This window comes from Labilithrix luteola (genome assembly GCF_001263205.1).
In the GTDB taxonomy this organism is placed as follows: domain Bacteria; phylum Myxococcota_A; class Polyangia; order Polyangiales; family Polyangiaceae; genus Labilithrix; species Labilithrix luteola.
This window is the reverse complement of sequence record NZ_CP012333.1, coordinates 11643653-11659074: the sequence shown is the minus strand read 5'-3', so window position 1 is coordinate 11659074 and position 15422 is coordinate 11643653. Positions and strand designations below refer to the sequence as shown.

Sequence of the window (15422 nt, the reverse complement as noted above, 5' to 3'; positions counted from 1 at the left end):
CAACAATCCTCACGCTCGTCGCCTGTCCGAGGCGTGCGATGCCATCACTATCCCGAAGTTCTCGAACGAGCTCTGATCCAGTCGACGAGATCTCCGACGAGGTTGGCATCCGCCGTGTGTGCAGTGAGCGGTGTGCTCGCTTCCATTCGCCCAGAGAAGAGAAAATGATTCAGTGATGGGTAGCGTCGGATGTCGAGCGTTTCGCGAGGCTCGTGCGCTTGCGCCAGCGCTTCCCATACAGCGGCATCGGAGCTCGTGACCTGAACGTCGTTTCCGCCGAAAGTGGCCAGTGTTGGAACCGAGATCGCACTGACGCGCTTCGGAAACGAGGCGTGATCGAGAGAACGCCAGTAGCTTGCGGGAATTCCCAGCAGGTCGCTCGCGGGCGGATCATTCGCTGCCGTCGTTGGCAATGCGCGAACCTTCGTTGCCTGAGCCCGCAGGTCAGCAACTTTCGCATCCCGCGCGGCGGACGGAGGCTCCGACGCTACGAGTTGAGCTTCGCGCTGGGCCACGATGATGTCTTGGAGTGCGCGGCCCGCGGGAGCGAGCGCAATGAGCCCCGCGATAGGCGTCTTGCAGCGCGCAACGACCGTCGGAAGCGCATAGCCTCCTAGGCTGTGACCGACGACGAAGACCTTCGCCGGGTCGACGCTGGGCTCCTTGCGGACGGCGTCGATCGCGGCGCATGCATCGTCGATGGTCGATGCCTCGAAGGTTGCAAACGCCACCTCGGGCGCGGTCGTCTTGTAGGCGAACGCCCGTTTGTCGTACCGAAGGCTCACGATGCCGGCGCTTGCAAAGCCTTGCGCCAAGTCACGAAATGGCTTTAGCGCGCCGACGGACTCATCACGGTCCAAGGGCCCAGATCCGTGAATGAAAACCACGGCGGCGTGTTTCTCATTCGACTTGGGCACGCTGACCGTCGCCGGCAAGACGTAGGGGGCGATTCCGATTGTCGTGGAATGCTCGGCGAAGAGATCAGGTCTCACATACGACGCACTCGAGAAGGGTTGGTCGGCCGGCTTGGACGTCGCGTGCACGCCTTCGATCCAGAAACCAGCGACAGAGCCCTTGGGGTCGACCACGACCAAAAGGGTTGCTTCGCCGTGCTCGAAAGCGGTCTGAAAGAACAGTCGTTGATTGCCGCTTTTGCCAGCCGCGACTCTGACCGCCCCAACGCGCTGAAAGGTGCCGAGCTTTCTCTGCGTCGCGGTCCAGACTCGCTCGGCCGCCGCCGCGTCGAACTTCGACTGCATGGTGGCGTCGCCCATTGCCGACGCACCCGGGTAATCACCCGCCGCGAGGAGCGCCAAGAACCGACGTCCGACCGCTTCGGATGATTCTTCCACGCTTCGAGCGGGCGCCCCTACCTGAGCCGTCGGCGTCTTCGCTGCCGGAGCACATGCCTGCAACGTCAGGCCCACAATCACGAACGAAACGACGTGTTTCATCCTTCGATGCACGATGTCTGCGTCTAGCACGAAACTACGAGGCAGCCAGGTTCGGCGCCACACCGCCGCTGGCCTCGATGCTCGGCACCCAGATCACGCCCTCCAATTCCTCGAGGGGGTGATGATCGCCCGCGGGATCGCTTGCGATGGCAGGGTGACATGCGCCTTGGGCGTACAGGATTGCCGTGCAGAGGGCGACGAACGCGTCGGCCACGTCATAGTCGGGCGTCTTCTTCCCGCCAGAGCTGTAGTGGCAGCAAAGGGCGATGACCTCCGCGTCCACGTCGAGCTCGATGCCCGCAGCAGCACACAGGTCACTGGCAAGTTGCACGGCTTTGTCGGGCCGCGACTTGTAGCTTGCGAGCCCCAGAGCGCGCAGAGTCGCGCCCGGATAGACCTCGATGACCTCACCGGTGCCCCGCCCGCCTGGGAATGGCCGCACACGGTATTGGTGCGATTCCCAGAGCTTTGACAGGAGTGCGTTTCCGAGCAGCGTCATCTGGAACGTTGCCTGGAACTTGTCTTTCAGTGGGGGTTGTCCACCCGCCGCAATGTCGGTCGCGCGCTTCGTCCAGAGCCGCGCGCGCTCGGCTCGATCGCGCCACGCAGCGAAGGGGGCGAAGTCGAGTGGATCCGTGAATGGTAGTCGCTGGGCGACGAAGGAATTGAAGGAGCGCCAATCGCCAAAAGCGCCATCCTCGTAACCCACGTTCGAGGCGAACTTGGCGTCCTGCAGGAGAGCGTGGGGAACGCAGAACGGGAAGTCGAACGCGACCACCTGAGCCGGACGCGCGATGAGCTCGTCGAGCAGCTCCTTGGCGCTCCAGCCCGGAGCGGAGCTCACGCGCAGGCGCGCGTTCATGCCTGTCATGTCGATGCGATACTTGCCAGGCCCCGTCGCGTGTGCGGCGATGGCGATGATCTTGCGACGCTGGTCGCGGCCCCTCCGAGGCGCGCCGAAGTCGACGCCGACGATCACGCGGACCTCGCAGATCGGTCCGTGACTCCCACGACGAGCTCCGGGACCATTCGGGCGTCGACGACAACGATGAACGGGGCGGGCACCATGCGCTTACGAAGTCGACACTACTTTCGCTCGGAGTCATAGCCTCCGAACTCCTCGCTCATGCGAGAGAGCTCGCGGAGACCGGCGCGCCGATCCTTGTCGCGCGTCTGCTTGAACGAGAGCACGTCCTCGATGCGGAGGCGGCGGTGCTTGCCCGTCTTGCGAAACGGAATTCGGCCTTCATCGAGCAATCGGACGAGGTATTGCCGGGACACGTTGAGGAGATCGGCCGCCTGCTGCGTCGTCACTTCACGGCCGACTGGCACGACCGTGATCGAGTCCCCACGCGCCATGACCTCGGCCACACGCTCGAGGACGTAGAAGATGCTTTCGGGTATCGGGATGCTTTCACCCTTTGGGCCGATAAGCTGGCATTTGGGCCCACGCTTCCTGGGCTGGAGCGTCATACTCTCGAGGGCTTTGGAGAGTGCAGCCACTTGCGCCTGCTGCTCGGGCGGAGCCGCGACGGGAGTCATCCGTCGAATCAGGTCTTCCATCGTGTGAGCAGCGGCAGCCATGGGGAAACCTCCGTCGAAAAATGTAGCCTGTATTCGACCCAATCGCAACCACAGCCGGCGTATCTGCAACTGCAGCGGAGCCGGTCGACGTGCTTCCGACATCGGCGATGTCGTCGACGACGGGGGCGCGCGATCGGCTATGCGTGCCGCAGTTCATATCGAAGAGGCAGGTGACCTGCCTTGCCGCCGCAGCGGGGGCCAACAGGGCAGGTGAGCTGCCCTCGGACGCGTTGTGGAGCCGAGAAGAGCAGGTGAGCTGCTCTCAGAGGCGTTGCGAAGCCGAAAGGAGCAGCTGACCTGCCAGCGATGCCGCAGCCGGGCCCGAACCGGGCAGCTGAGCTGCCCTCGAAGGCGTTGCGAAGCCAAAAAGAACAGCTGACCTGGCACGGATGCCGCAGCGGGGGCCGAACCGGGCAGGTGAGCTGCCCTCGGAGGCGTTGCGAAGCCGAAGAGAGCAGCCGACCTGCCATGGGCGCCGCAACGGATGTTCAAGCAAGCAGGTGAGCTGCCGGCGGAGGCGTGGCGATCGCTGGACAGGCAGGCGACCTGTCGCAACCGGAACGCTACGCGCTGGGCGCCGTCGCGACGCGCGCGTCCGCCGGACGTTCGCCAGCGCGTCGCACCATGCATGCCGCACGCGCTAGAGTGAATTCGCCGCAGTGGTCGATTTTTGACTTATTTTGGCAATTGTCCTTTTCAGGAGCCGATACGCGACTACGCTCCGGCGCCTCTCGACCTCATCCGTCGAAGAGGACGCACGCGAGTGCGCGGGCTCGCCGGCGCCATCGCACGCTTGCACGGCTACCCGAAAACGCAGGCCATTTCGCACGCTTCGAATCCTGAGTCTCGCTCGTCGAGTCTCGAGAATCGAATCGTCGGTTTGGGCTGCATCGACTCCAAAGGGGGAATTCAATGCCTACGATCGTGGAACGTGACTTTCAGGGATTCACACTCGAATTTCGCGCGGCCTACGAGGCCACCGCAGCCGCGCGTGCTGCGCTGAGCCCGGAGGTCCTCGTGCAGGTGAACCTCGACCCGCGAGAGGTGGCGCGCTCGGTGTTCGCGGTCATTCCGGGGATCTCGCCGCTGCGCGCGCGTCTGGCGATGCTGCCCGAGTTCGACATGAACAACGTCGACAAGCTCGTCACCTACGCGAATGGCCTCGGCTACGCGCAGACGCTCTTCGACACCACGTCTGCGCCGCAGGAGGAGCAGCAGAAGTATCTCGAGGAGGCGACGAGGCGTCGTGAGGTGCTTCTTGCCGACGCGCAGGCCCTCGCCAAACACGAACTCATCGGCGCCAAGCAGCTCGACGAGCTCAAGGGCTCGACGGGCTACGCGAATGTCGCCGCCGACCTCGGGATCCTCGTACGTATCTTCCGCGCGAGCTGGGACCGCATCGCGTCGAAGACCGCCGTGACCCCCGAAGATCTCGACAAGGCCGAGGGCCTCAGCGAGTACCTGCTCCGGAGCACCGCGCAGCGCGCCAAACACCCGGACGTTCTCGCTGCCGCCGCGGAAGATCGGCAGCGCGCCTTCACCCTCGTCCTCCGCGCCTACGACGAGGTCCGTCGCGGCATCAGCTATCTCCGCTGGCACGAGGAAGATGTCGAGAAGATTGTCCCCTCGCTCTGGACCGGCCGCGGCGGTCGGAGGGCACCGGACCAGACCACGCCCAACCCGGCTGCCCCGAACGCGACGCCCGCGAATCCCGTGCCCGCCCCGTTGCAGACCGCGCCGACCGGGCCCACGACGGCTCCCGCTCCGAAGCCCGGCGTGGGCATGCCCGGTAGCTCGCCGTACTCGGACAACTGACATCTGCGCAAGACGACGTCCTCGGCGAACGTCCCAACCGCTCGCCGAGGCGTCCACGCCTACGGAGCAAGCCAATGCCCGCGACACCTCGCCTTCAGCTCGGCGCCTGGCGGCGCCTCGACTTCAGCTCGGCGCCTGGCGGCGCCTCGACGGCTCGGGCACGAGCGAACCGTTGCTCGTGCCGGCGCATCATCTGGTCACCCACGGTGTCGTGGTCGGAATGACCGGCAGCGGCAAGACGGGGCTCGTCACCGTCATGGTGGAGGAGGCCCTGCGGGCCGGCGTTCCGGTGCTGGCGGTGGACGTGAAGGGCGATCTCCCGAATCTCCTGCTGGCCTTCGACTCCTTCGCGGCCGAGCCGCTCTTGCCTTGGGCGGGCGCGATGATGCTCCCCAACGATTCACGCTCGGAGGCCGAGATCGCGGCGGCGCTGGCCGACGAGCGTCGGACGAGCCTCCAGGCGTGGGGCATCGACGAGCCGGCGCTGGCGGCGTTTCGCGCCGGCACCGAGGTGCGCATCATCACGCCGGGATCGAGTGCGGGCGAGTCGCTCCACGTTCTCTCCTCGCTCGAGCGACGCTCTCCGCGCTGGGACACCGATCCCGAAGCGGCGCGGGCGTCGCTCAGCGCGGCGGTGTCGCTGGTGCTCCGCCTGGTCGGACGCGATCCCGATCCGGCGCGCAGCAAAGAGCACGTGCTGCTCTCGGTTCTTGCCGAGCGTCGGCTTCGCGGCGGCGAGGCGGCCGATCTCGGCGTGCTGTTGCATGATCTGGTGGAGCCTCCCATCGAGGTCGTCGGCGCGCTGCCGCTCGACAGCTTCCTCCCCAAGACCGACCGGCGCTCGCTCGCCGCCGCGCTCAACACGCTGCTCGCCTCACCCACGTTCGCGAGCTGGCGGACGGGCGCTACGCTCGACGTCGCCTCGTGGCTCACGCCTCAGGGCGGCAAGACGCCGGCGGTGGTGGTCAGCGTCGCGCATCTCGACGACGAAGAGCGCGCCCTCGTCCTCGGCGTTCTGCTGGAGGAAGTCCTCTCCTGGACCCGCTCGCTCCCGGGCAGGCAGCGCCTGCGCGCGCTCGTGGTGTTCGACGAGATCTACGGCTTTCTCCCGCCCCATCCTCAGAACCCACCGACCAAGCGTCCCCTCGTCTCGCTGATGAAGCAGGCGCGCGCCTTCGGCGTCGGCGTGGTGGTGGCCACCCAGAACCCGATGGACCTCGACTACCGCGCCCTCGGCAACGCCGGCATGTGGTGCGTGGGAAGGCTACAGACCGACGCCGATCGCGAACGCGTCGTCGAAGGCCTTGCCAGCGGCGAGGCCCGCGAGCGCGACTCGGCCAAGGCCATCGGCGCCTCCGTGAAGCGCCTCTCCCCGCGTTGGTTCGTGATGCGCGACGCCCACGCCCAGGGCGGTCCGTTTCTGTTGCAGCCGCGCGGGTCGATGTCGCTCCTTCGCGGCCCGATGACCCGCCGCGAGCTCGAGATGGCTCTCCGCGCACGAAGCGGCGCGCCAGTCTCGACCGGGCAGGGGACTGCGCCCGCTCCGCCGCTCATCGCCCCGCCGCGAAACGACGAGCCGGGCGATGCCCACGCTTGAAGCGGACGTAGCCGCTGACGAGACTCACCCCCGCCTGCCCGCAGGGTTATCAGTGTGGGCAGCTCGACGGGCGGCAACGCTGTCTTCCGAGCGCGCCAGCTGACGCAGGGCCCAACGCAGCGGCGTCTGCACCGTCGTCGAGTGCATGCGCAGTGTCGACATCGTCCACCTCGAGCGGGTGGGGGATGCTCTTCGTGACTGCCGCGACCGTTGGCGTAAGCCTCCGAGTGCGAAGACGGAACACGCGTGCTCGAGCATAAGAGCGAGCTCCTCCTCCTGGTCGAGGGAGAGCGGTCTCTTGCGCCCGAAGCCGCCCACGGCCGAGATTCGCAGCTCAACCGCAAGATCGTCGAACCCGTGCATCGCTCCGCCCGATGAGGTACGACCCGTGGGCGATGCCGATCCAGTGGTACCCCGGTCACATGACGAAGGCTCGGCGCCAGATCGCCGACACGATGCCGCTCGTCGACGTCGTCATCGAAGTGCTCGACGGCCGGATGCCACTCGCCTGCGAGAACCCGGTCGTCACGGAGCTTCGAACGTACCGGCCGTGCATCAAGGTGCTCAGCAAGAGCGACCTCGCCGACCCCGACGTCACCGCCGCTTGGATTCGATACTTCGCATCGGTGAAGCATCCGAATCCGGGCAATGGCATGCCTCCCGGCAAGGTCGTCGCGATCGCCATCACGACGGACCGTCCGGGCGAGAGCAAGAGCAAGCTCCTGAAGCTGTGCAAGGAGCTCGCGCTTCACCCGCACGGTCCCAACAAGACGGTCCGTTCGATGATCGTCGGCATTCCGAACGTCGGCAAATCGACGCTCATCAACACGCTGATGGATCGCAAGGTCGCCAAAGTCGGCGACGAGCCGGCAGTGACGAAGAGCCAGCAGGTTGTCACGCTCTCCAACGGAATGACGCTCTTCGACAACCCCGGCATCATGTGGCCGAAGATTGAAGACGACGACGTCTCCTATCGTCTCGCGTTCGGCGGCGCGATCCCCGACTCCGCGATCGAGTACGAGAGCGTCGCGCTCTGGGGCGCCGAGTATCTCCTCGATTGCTATCCGCAGCTCGTGACCGCGCGCTACAAGCTGAAGTCGCTGCCGGTCGACGGCGAAGCGCTCCTCGTCGAGATTGGCAAACGCCGTGGCGCGCTTCGAAGCGGCGGCGTGGTCGACATGCACAAAGCGTCCGACGTCCTCATCCACGACTTCCGAGCCGGCACGCTCGGCCGAATCAGCCTCGAGTCACCCGACGATCCCCCGCGCGAAGCCCGCGGCGGCGCCAACATCGACCTCGATCCCGGCGACATCGACGAGCAGTGACCGTCGCTCCAGACGGTCTCTCGAAGGGAGTGCTCGCGCCGCGCCTCGGTTGATCAGGTGCGGTAGGTCAACACCACGCGGCCGGACTTGGCGGGCTTCGCCTCGACGAACGTCAACGCCCGCCGCGCCTTCACGTTGGCGAACAACGGTGTGCCGCCGCCAAGCAGAAGCGGATGAACGATGAGGCGAAGCTCGTCGAGCAAGTTGGCATTCAGGAGGCTTGTCACCAGCGTTGCGCCACCGACGACGTAGATGTTCTTGCCGGGCTGATTCTTGAGCGCCTTCAGCTCGGCGAGATCACGAACCATCCGCGCCGTCTTCGGCCAGGTCACGCCCTCGAGCTTGGTCGAGACGACGTAGTGTGGAGTCTTGGCGGCGAACCTGGCGTAGGCGATTTCGGCCTCCCCCGGTGGCGCCGAACTGAACGGCGCGTCGCGTGTGGGGTCGGCTTCGATGGCGGACCAGTATTCGGCATACCCCGGATACATGCCGGCGCCTTGGACGAACGCGTCGACGTCGGGGATCAGCGTGAGGGCATCGGTCCACGACTCGACCCAGCTGGGCTCTCCGCGGTCCTCTCCTTGCGTGAAACCATCGAGAGAGACTTGAAGCGCGGCAATCATCGTTCGGCTCATGTTCGTGTTCCTTTCAGGAAGGAAACTAGCCAGCCGTTGGGGGCCCGGGGAGCAACAAGTCTGTCGTGAAGCGCTCACGTCCCACGGGCGCGCGCTGGTTCGTGATGCGCGACGCCCACGCCAAGGGCGGTCCGTTTAGGCCTCACGGCCGCGTTCGCTGCTGATTCTTGGCGCGTGTCGGGGCGAAGCCGTTCTGCGCGAGAATGCGGCTTGCATCCTCCGTCAGCGAACAAGCTCCTTTCCTCCCTCGACAGAGCGGTACCTGAACAGTCAGCAGCTGACTCAAGGAGAAGACCATGGCTAACGTCGGTTTCGTCGGCCTCGGGGACATGGGGTCCCGCATGGTGCCTCATCTGTTGAACGCCCAGCACCGCGTGTTCGTCTTCGACATCCTACGGGAACGAATGGATGCGATGACTACGTTGGGCGCTGTCGCGGCGGACAGCCCAGCGGCAGTTGCCCGTAAGGCGGACGTGGTGGTCAGCGCCGTGATGTCTGCAGATATCCCTGCAGCACATCTGGGGCCGGAGGGCATCCTCGCTGGCATGCGAGCGGGAGCGGCCCTCGCGGTCGTCTCGACGATGACGCCAGCGTCACTGCAGTCGATTGCGTCGGCCATGCCAGCAGGCGCCCATCTCGTCGACGCGCCGCTCATCGGCGGCGTGCGCTACGCGTCGGAAGCATCACTGACCGTGTTGCTGGCGGGCGAAGGCGAGGCGATGGCTTTGACCGAACCGATCCTGGCAAGGTTCGGGAAGGTCGCTCGCGTCGGGCCGCTCGGCTCCGGAGTGGCCTACAAGTTGATTACCAATGTCGTCGTCATGGCGGCCGAAGCGGGGCTGCGTGAGGCGCTCGACTTGGCAGACATTCTCGGTTGTTCGTACCAAACCACGCTCGAGCTGCTCGCCCGGGGGCCGATGGCGGCGGTCGTGAAGCGCGCGTTGGATCGCGACAATCCACGCCCGGTGCGCGACTCGGCCCGTGACTTCGACGTGCTGCTGGCAGCAGGCGGAGAGGACAACTTGCCAATCTCGGCAGCCGGGCGTCGGAGGCTCTGGGACGCCGCGAACGCTGCGACTCCACCTCCGGTGTTCGTCGACCTGACCTCCCACTCCACAGCGTTGCCTCGATTCCGCTCCGGAAGCTCGCAGAAGTCGCGTTCGTAACCGAGCTCGCGTTCCCGAGATGGCCCTCCACGCACGAAGCGGCGCGGCAGTCTCGACGGGGCAGGGGACTGCGCCCGCTCCGCCGCCTGTTCGACGAGAGCATCGACGAAGCCAACGTCGAGGCGCGCGTGGTCATGCGTCACGCCTGGAGCGTTAGCTGGCGTTCGCGCTCGAAGACGTCGATGTGGCGTGGTGGAATCGGGGGAGCTCGATGATGAAGGACGCCCCCTTCCCCGGTGTGCTCTCGACGTCGATGGTGCCGCCATGCGCGCGAACGATCCATCGAGCGATGTAGAGGCCGAGCCCCAGGCCGCCGTAGTGAGCCAAGGGAACGCCGCGCTCGAAGCGCTCGAACACGTACGGCAGCTGGGACGGCTCGATTCCAATCCCGTGATCCTTGATGGCAAGCCGCGCGACGCCCTCCGTCTTTCCGATGCGAATCTCGATCGGGCGGCGTGCGCCGAACTTCATCGCGTTCGAAAGGAGGTTCACGATTGCCTCCTCGAGGCGTGACGGATCCCAGTGCCCGATCACTGGCCCGTCACTCGCGATCGACACCGAGCACTGCGCGTACGAAAGTGCCGTAGCCAAACGGCCAACCACCGTGCGCACGAGGGCGTCGAGATCGACCTCCACCACGTGGATCTCGAACGAGCCCTTGTCGATCCGCCTGACGTCGAGCATCTCGCCGCTGAGGGTCTCGAGCTGCACGGCCTTGTTCATGATGCGATGGAGCGAGCGCTCGAGCATCTCGGGCGAGACCGACCTTCCTGTCGCCGCGGACCGGAGCAGCGATTCCGTCATGAGTCTGAGCGCGGTCGCGGGTGTTCTGAGCTCATGGGAGGCGACGTCGAGGAACTCTTCCCGCAGGTGGAGCGCCCACTGCGTGTCATGAAGCAAGCGAGCGTTGTCCAGCGCGAGCGCAGCGCGCCGACCGAGCTCCACGGCGAGGTCGACATCGGCCGGCTCGAAGCGATGCGGCCTCGCCGAGGACAATGTGAGGGCCCCGAGCGGAACATCGCGCGCAATGAGCGGCACCACGATGGCACTTCGCGTCCCCAGTTGCTCGACGAGGTCGATGTGATTGTCGTCGACCGCAAAGTCACGCACTTGTTCGCGGTCGATGTCGGGGAGAGCAAGCGGCATTCCCGTTTGGAGCACGCTCGCCGCCGGCGCGCGGGCGCCCGCTCGTATGGGGTATCGTTCCATCAGCTCGCGCAAGAGTGGTTCCTTCGCCGGGTCGTGGTGCGCGCCCGCGAGCCGTTCGACGCGGTCGCCCTGGACGAGGTCGATGACCGCCCAGTCGGCGAACGAGCGCACACACAGCTGCGTCAACGCGTTGAACACGCCTCCGTAGTCGGACGTTGCCGACATCAGTGACGTCGCCTCGGCGAGCATCAGCGCCCGGTGGCGCGCGGATTCGGCCTCGAGGCGTCCCTCGTGCTCGCGTTCGAGCAGGAGCGCGTTCTCGAGCGAGATCGCGGCCTGCGCTGCGAGCAACTCGAGAGCGAGCAAGCGCTCGGGCGTGAACGCGCCCGGCACGAGGTCGTTCTCCAAGTAGAGCAGCGCTATCGTTTCGGCTTGCCGGCGGATCGGCACGCAGAGGACCGATCGCGGACGAGCGCGTGCGAAGTACTCGTCCCCCGAGAACGGCCCCGCGGAGATCGTCGCGTCGTCGAGCACCACGCGTTCCTGGGTTCGTTGCACGTAAGCGACCACGGAGGCTGGCATCCGCGGCCCGTCTCCATCGATCCCCGACGTCTCCGGCGCGTCCGCCGAGGCCTCTGCCACGAGCTCGAGCTCCCCCCGTCGCGAGAGCATGAGCCGTGCCCGCCGCGCGCCACCCTCCTCGAGGACGACGCGGAGGAGCGTGTGAACGAGCTCGTCTTGGACGATGACGCCGGAAATGGTCTGCGAAGCCTTTACGACCGAAAGCAGATCGAGTTGCTCGGGGCGGGCGATGAACGTGGCGGCAGGAGCCACGACCCCAGAGTCCTTCAGATGTGGATAGCGGCGTCCGAGCGCGGTCACTTTCGCGTCGGCTCCCCAACGGGCGTAGGCGTGCATCGCCTCCTGCACGTAGGCTTTGGCGACGATATCCATGCCTCGTGCCTGGTGAAACCTCCCGGCGAGCTCGTTCGCGAGTGCCTCCCAGTGCGGAAAGCCGCTCGCTCGCGCCGTTCGAATGGCTTCTTCGTACCGCCGCTCGGCCTCGAGCTCGTCCCCGGTCACGCGGGCAATCTCGGCGGACACGAGCGCGTGCTTTGTCCGGAAGTTCTCCGGGCTGTTCGTTGCCCAGAACGCGAGCTTCTTCTGGTGGGTCCGCAGCGTCTCGAGGAATTCGCGACGCTCTTCTTCGCCTGCGTTCGTGTAGCGCCGCGCGAGCAATAGCGCGTCGAAATAGTAGAAGGTCGCCTCCATCGGCATCGCCATCGCCGCCGCGAGCGTCCGCTTCGCTTCGGCTGCGTGGTAGCTCGCAGCCTTGTCGTCCTCCGCGAGGAAGGCCGCAATGAGCTTCATCGTATGAAAGAAGACCACGCCGCAACCGAAGGCAGCCCCTTTGATGACGTCGAGCGCGGATTTCTCGTCGAACGTCTCGTCGTCGAACGTCGTGGCTCCTCGCGTCCCTCCTTTGAGGCAGGCGAGGAACTGCTGTTCGATGCGGATGGTTTGATGGACGGCCTCGTTGCGTGACTCGTGCGCGAATGCTGCATACTTTCGCGAGAGGGCGAGGGCATCGTCGACCGTGTCACCCCGTTCCACGGCCTGCCAGACGATTTCGAACGCAATGAAGCTCGCGAAGACGAGGTCACCCGCATCGAGACACGCGAGAAACCCTCTTTCGAGAATCGGAAAGTCCGTGGCAATCGGGTTGACCCAGAAGTTGATGTGGTCGCCGTGGAGGTGGAGCACGGTCCCGCGTCGGCTGATATCGCCGAGTTTCTGATTCAGTCGAATCGACATCTCCGAAAACGCATAGGCCGAAGACGGGTCGTCGAAGAGCGACACGAGCATCACGCCGTATGCGCTGTATCCCATACACGACTCGGAGGTCTGGCCGTACTTCAGTGAGTAGTTGACGAGCTCGAGGATGATGAACGGAAAGATCTGCGGACGGCTTCCGATATAGGCAGGCGGAGCGACGTTCGCGAGCAGACCGATGATCGCGCGTATACGCGGATCCGTTGCCTCGGCCCCGTCCGCGAGGTCGGAGATCGCGCGACCGGCCAGGTTCACCTTCACGGCGTCAGCAGCGGCTCGGGTTGCTTCGCGGAGAACGTCGTCGTCGTCGGGTACCTCCACGCCGAAGAGCCGGAGAGCTCGAAGTGCGATGGCAACGGCGTCGTCGTATTTGCCGGCGACCTGATAGAGCTTCAAGCGAAGCTCGTAGATCCTCGCCTGGTCGAAGTCCGACTTCGCTTTGCCCGAAAGTAAGTCGAACATGCTCTCGGCAGACTCGAACGAGCCGGAGAGATACTCGCACTCCGCGCGCTCCATGTAGGCAGAGAAGGCGAGATCGTAGCCTGCTTCCCAGGCGTCTTCCGTCAGCAGCGAAGTCGCCACGGCCAGGAAGTTCCTCGCCGACGAGTACGCGATGGCCGACTTCGCTTTCTTCCCCGCGACGAGATTCAGCCGCGCGAGCGTGTCCTTCTCTCGTTCATCGGTGATGAGCTCGATGCCGTGATTGAGCTGACTGACGACGTCGAAGACGTTCTCCTCGACCTCGACTGCGAGGCTCGCGAGCAGAAGGCGTCCGATCTCGAGGTGGGCCTGCCTCTTCTCGTCGTCGGCAATGAGCGCGTACGCCGCCTGTTGGACACGATCGTGCAAGAACGTGTAGACGCGGCCCGTCTGCAACATGAGACCTTCCTGGACCGCCACCGAGAGGTCGCGCTCGGTGTCACTCTCCGATTGCTTGGAGATGACCGCCAACGTGCGGAGGTCGGTCGTGTTGCCCACGCAGGCCGCGAGTTTCAACGCGTCCTGCGCGGCGGGCCCGAGCCTCCGTAGCTTGCGTGCCATGAGCTCGAGGACGTTGTCCGTGAAGCCCTTCTGGTGGATCTTTTCGAGGTCCCAGCCCCATTCGGCGAGGCTCCAGTCGAACGTCACGAGGCCTTCCTGATAGAGCGTCGTCAGAAACTGGATGGCGAAGAACGGATTGCCGGACGTCTTTTCGTGGACCAGGTGCGCGAGCGGCGCTGCGCGAGCGAGGGAGCATCGGAGAGTGTCGGCGACGAACTGCACGATGTGCTCGACCAGAAGGGGGGTGAGCACGATGTCGCGGACGATTCCGCCGTCTTTGCGAATCTTGTCGAGTCCGAGGACGAGCGGATGCGATGGACCGATTTCGTTGTCGCGATAGGCCCCGAGAAGCAGCAGGTGCATCGAGTGCTGATGGCTCATGACGTGCTCGATCAGCTCGAGGCTCCCCGAATCGATCCACTGCAGATCGTCGAGGAACAAGGCGAGTGGATGCTCCTTCCGCGCGAAGACGCCGATGAATTGACGGAACACGATGTGGAATCGGTTCTGCGCTTCGAGGGGGGGCAGCACGGCAACAGGCGGCTGCGGACCGATGATGAGCGCGACTTGTGGAATGACGTCGATGATCACCTGAGCGTTCGAGCCGAGCGCAGACAGAAGCTTCGTCCTCCAGGCGGCCAGCTGCGCCTCGCTCTGCGTGAGGATTTGTTCGACGAGCTCCGCGAACGCCTGCGCGAACGTGGAGTAAGGAATGTCGCGCTTGTATTGGTCGAACTTGCCCGACGCGAAGAATCCGTTCTGGCGCACGATCGGGCGATAGAGCTCGCGGACGAGTGCCGATTTGCCGATACCCGAATATCCCGACACGAGGACGAGCTCGGGAGTCCCTGTTTGCACGACCGTGTCGAATGCTCCGCGCAGCTCGGCGACCTGCGCTTCGCGCCCATAGAGCTTCGGGACGACCTCGAATCGGTCCGAGATGTCGTTTTCGCCGAGAGGGCACGCGGACAGCTCTCCGTAGCGTCGAAAGGAACGAAGGCAGCGCTCGAGGTCGTGCTGGAGGCCGCGTGCGGTTTGGTAACGGTCTTCCCCCATCTTCGCGAGCAGCTTGAGCACGATGTTCGAGAGGACGGGCGGGATCTCCGGGACGAGCTCACGCGGAGGTCGCGGCGCACGCGCGACGTGGCAGTGCACCCATTCGAGCGGGTCTTTTGCCGAGAACGGGAGCTGAGCAGTCAGCATCTCGTAGAACGTGACGCCGAGGGTGTAGAGATCGGAACGACTGTCGACGGGTCGGTTCATCCGTCCCGCCTGCTCCGGCGACAAGTACGGCAGCGAGCCTTCGATCCGACCCGGCAACTGCACGGCGACATGCTGACGTGGGAGCCGTGCGGCGACGCCGAGATCGGCGATCTTCACCTCGCCCGTCTCCGAGTTGACGAAGATATTGCTCGGTTTCAAGTCCTTGTGGACCACGTCCTTGCGATGGAGCTCCGCCACCGCGGCCACGATGCGCGATGCCAGTAGCAGGAACTGCTCGATTCCCATCGGTCCCGTCGCCGCTCCAAGGAGACGGTCGAGCGAGCATCCCCTGAAGTCCTCGAGGACGAGAGCAGGCATGCCTTCGTAGGTCTCGAGAGCGAGCGGCTTGATGACCGCCTGCGAGTCGAAGAGCTTCCCGAGCTCGTACTCGTGCTTCATTTGTTCGAGGTCGATCGGTCGGCTCCGCTGCGGGTCGAGCACCTTGAGCACCACCGGACGTCGATCGGAATTCCGTGTCGCGCGATAGAAAGCGGCCGTACCTCCCACCGAGAGCCGCTCCGCAATGGTGTAGCGTTCAGGCATCGGCACCGTGCCGAAAA

10 protein-coding genes are annotated in these 15422 nt (G+C 65.2%); 5 read left to right on the top strand and 5 right to left on the bottom strand.

Going from position 1 to position 15422, the window contains the following annotated elements:
• Positions 1 to 47 precede the first annotated feature (47 nt).
• Positions 48 to 917 (bottom strand): alpha/beta hydrolase family protein, encoded by an 870-nt coding sequence (locus AKJ09_RS55425; protein ID WP_275936762.1) that lies wholly within the window; start codon positions 915 to 917, stop codon positions 48 to 50.
• A 120-nt stretch (positions 918 to 1037) separates the two neighbouring features.
• Between AKJ09_RS55425 and AKJ09_RS55420 the strand changes: the two genes are divergently transcribed.
• Positions 1038 to 1343: a hypothetical protein gene (locus AKJ09_RS55420; protein WP_240489017.1), complete on the top strand. Its 306-nt coding sequence runs from the start codon at positions 1038 to 1040 to the stop codon at positions 1341 to 1343.
• Positions 1344 to 1488: 145 nt separating this feature from the next.
• Here the strand turns inward: AKJ09_RS55420 and AKJ09_RS50225 are convergent, their stop codons facing one another.
• Both AKJ09_RS50225 and AKJ09_RS50220 read right to left on the bottom strand, forming a co-directional pair.
• Positions 1489 to 2433: a DUF429 domain-containing protein gene (locus AKJ09_RS50225; protein WP_146654984.1), complete on the bottom strand. Its 945-nt coding sequence runs from the start codon at positions 2431 to 2433 to the stop codon at positions 1489 to 1491.
• A gap of 107 nt (positions 2434 to 2540) precedes the next feature.
• A complete protein-coding gene (locus AKJ09_RS50220) occupies positions 2541 to 3038 on the bottom strand; it encodes an excisionase family DNA-binding protein (protein ID WP_240488903.1) in 498 nt (165 codons plus the stop codon).
• A 912-nt stretch (positions 3039 to 3950) separates the two neighbouring features.
• On the opposite strand from AKJ09_RS50220, the gene AKJ09_RS53975 reads away from it, so the two are divergent.
• The 3 genes from AKJ09_RS53975 to ylqF all read left to right on the top strand — a co-directional run bounded on the left by AKJ09_RS53975 (position 3951) and on the right by ylqF (position 7775).
• Positions 3951 to 4853 (top strand): hypothetical protein, encoded by a 903-nt coding sequence (locus AKJ09_RS53975; protein ID WP_169928645.1) that lies wholly within the window; start codon positions 3951 to 3953, stop codon positions 4851 to 4853.
• 178 nt (positions 4854 to 5031) lie between these two features.
• Positions 5032 to 6450, top strand: coding sequence for an ATP-binding protein (locus tag AKJ09_RS50215; RefSeq protein WP_169928644.1), 1419 nt, complete (start codon positions 5032 to 5034; stop codon positions 6448 to 6450).
• A 374-nt stretch (positions 6451 to 6824) separates the two neighbouring features.
• The gene (ylqF, locus tag AKJ09_RS50210) at positions 6825 to 7775 is read left to right on the top strand and encodes a ribosome biogenesis GTPase YlqF (protein ID WP_240488902.1); all 951 of its coding nucleotides are present in this window, start codon (positions 6825 to 6827) and stop codon (positions 7773 to 7775) included.
• A 53-nt stretch (positions 7776 to 7828) separates the two neighbouring features.
• Here ylqF and AKJ09_RS50205 read toward each other — a convergent pair whose 3' ends face one another.
• Positions 7829 to 8410, bottom strand: a complete 582-nt coding sequence (locus AKJ09_RS50205) for a dihydrofolate reductase family protein (RefSeq protein WP_146654982.1) — start codon at positions 8408 to 8410, stop codon at positions 7829 to 7831.
• Between the two features lie 296 nt (positions 8411 to 8706).
• Here AKJ09_RS50205 and AKJ09_RS50200 point away from each other — a divergent pair, with 296 nt between their 5' ends.
• A complete protein-coding gene (locus AKJ09_RS50200; RefSeq protein WP_146654981.1) occupies positions 8707 to 9576 on the top strand; it encodes an NAD(P)-dependent oxidoreductase in 870 nt (289 codons plus the stop codon).
• Positions 9577 to 9729: 153 nt separating this feature from the next.
• Here AKJ09_RS50200 and AKJ09_RS50195 read toward each other — a convergent pair whose 3' ends face one another.
• Positions 9730 to 15405, bottom strand: coding sequence for a sensor histidine kinase (locus AKJ09_RS50195; protein ID WP_205634002.1), 5676 nt, complete (start codon positions 15403 to 15405; stop codon positions 9730 to 9732).
• Between the last annotated feature and the right edge of the window lie 17 nt (positions 15406 to 15422).

Bases quoted from the DNA above. Each gene is read 5' to 3' on its own strand.
- AKJ09_RS53975 (WP_169928645.1), top strand. From the start codon at position 3,951: ATGCCTACGATCGTGGAACGTGACTTTCAGGGATTCACACTCGAATTT.
- AKJ09_RS50220 (WP_240488903.1), bottom strand. From the start codon at position 3,038: ATGGCTGCCGCTGCTCACACGATGGAAGACCTGATTCGACGGATGACT.
- AKJ09_RS50200 (WP_146654981.1), top strand. From the start codon at position 8,707: ATGGCTAACGTCGGTTTCGTCGGCCTCGGGGACATGGGGTCCCGCATG.
- AKJ09_RS50195 (WP_205634002.1), bottom strand. From the start codon at position 15,405: ATGCCTGAACGCTACACCATTGCGGAGCGGCTCTCGGTGGGAGGTACG.
- AKJ09_RS50205 (WP_146654982.1), bottom strand. From the start codon at position 8,410: ATGAGCCGAACGATGATTGCCGCGCTTCAAGTCTCTCTCGATGGTTTC.
- ylqF (WP_240488902.1), top strand. From the start codon at position 6,825: ATGAGGTACGACCCGTGGGCGATGCCGATCCAGTGGTACCCCGGTCAC.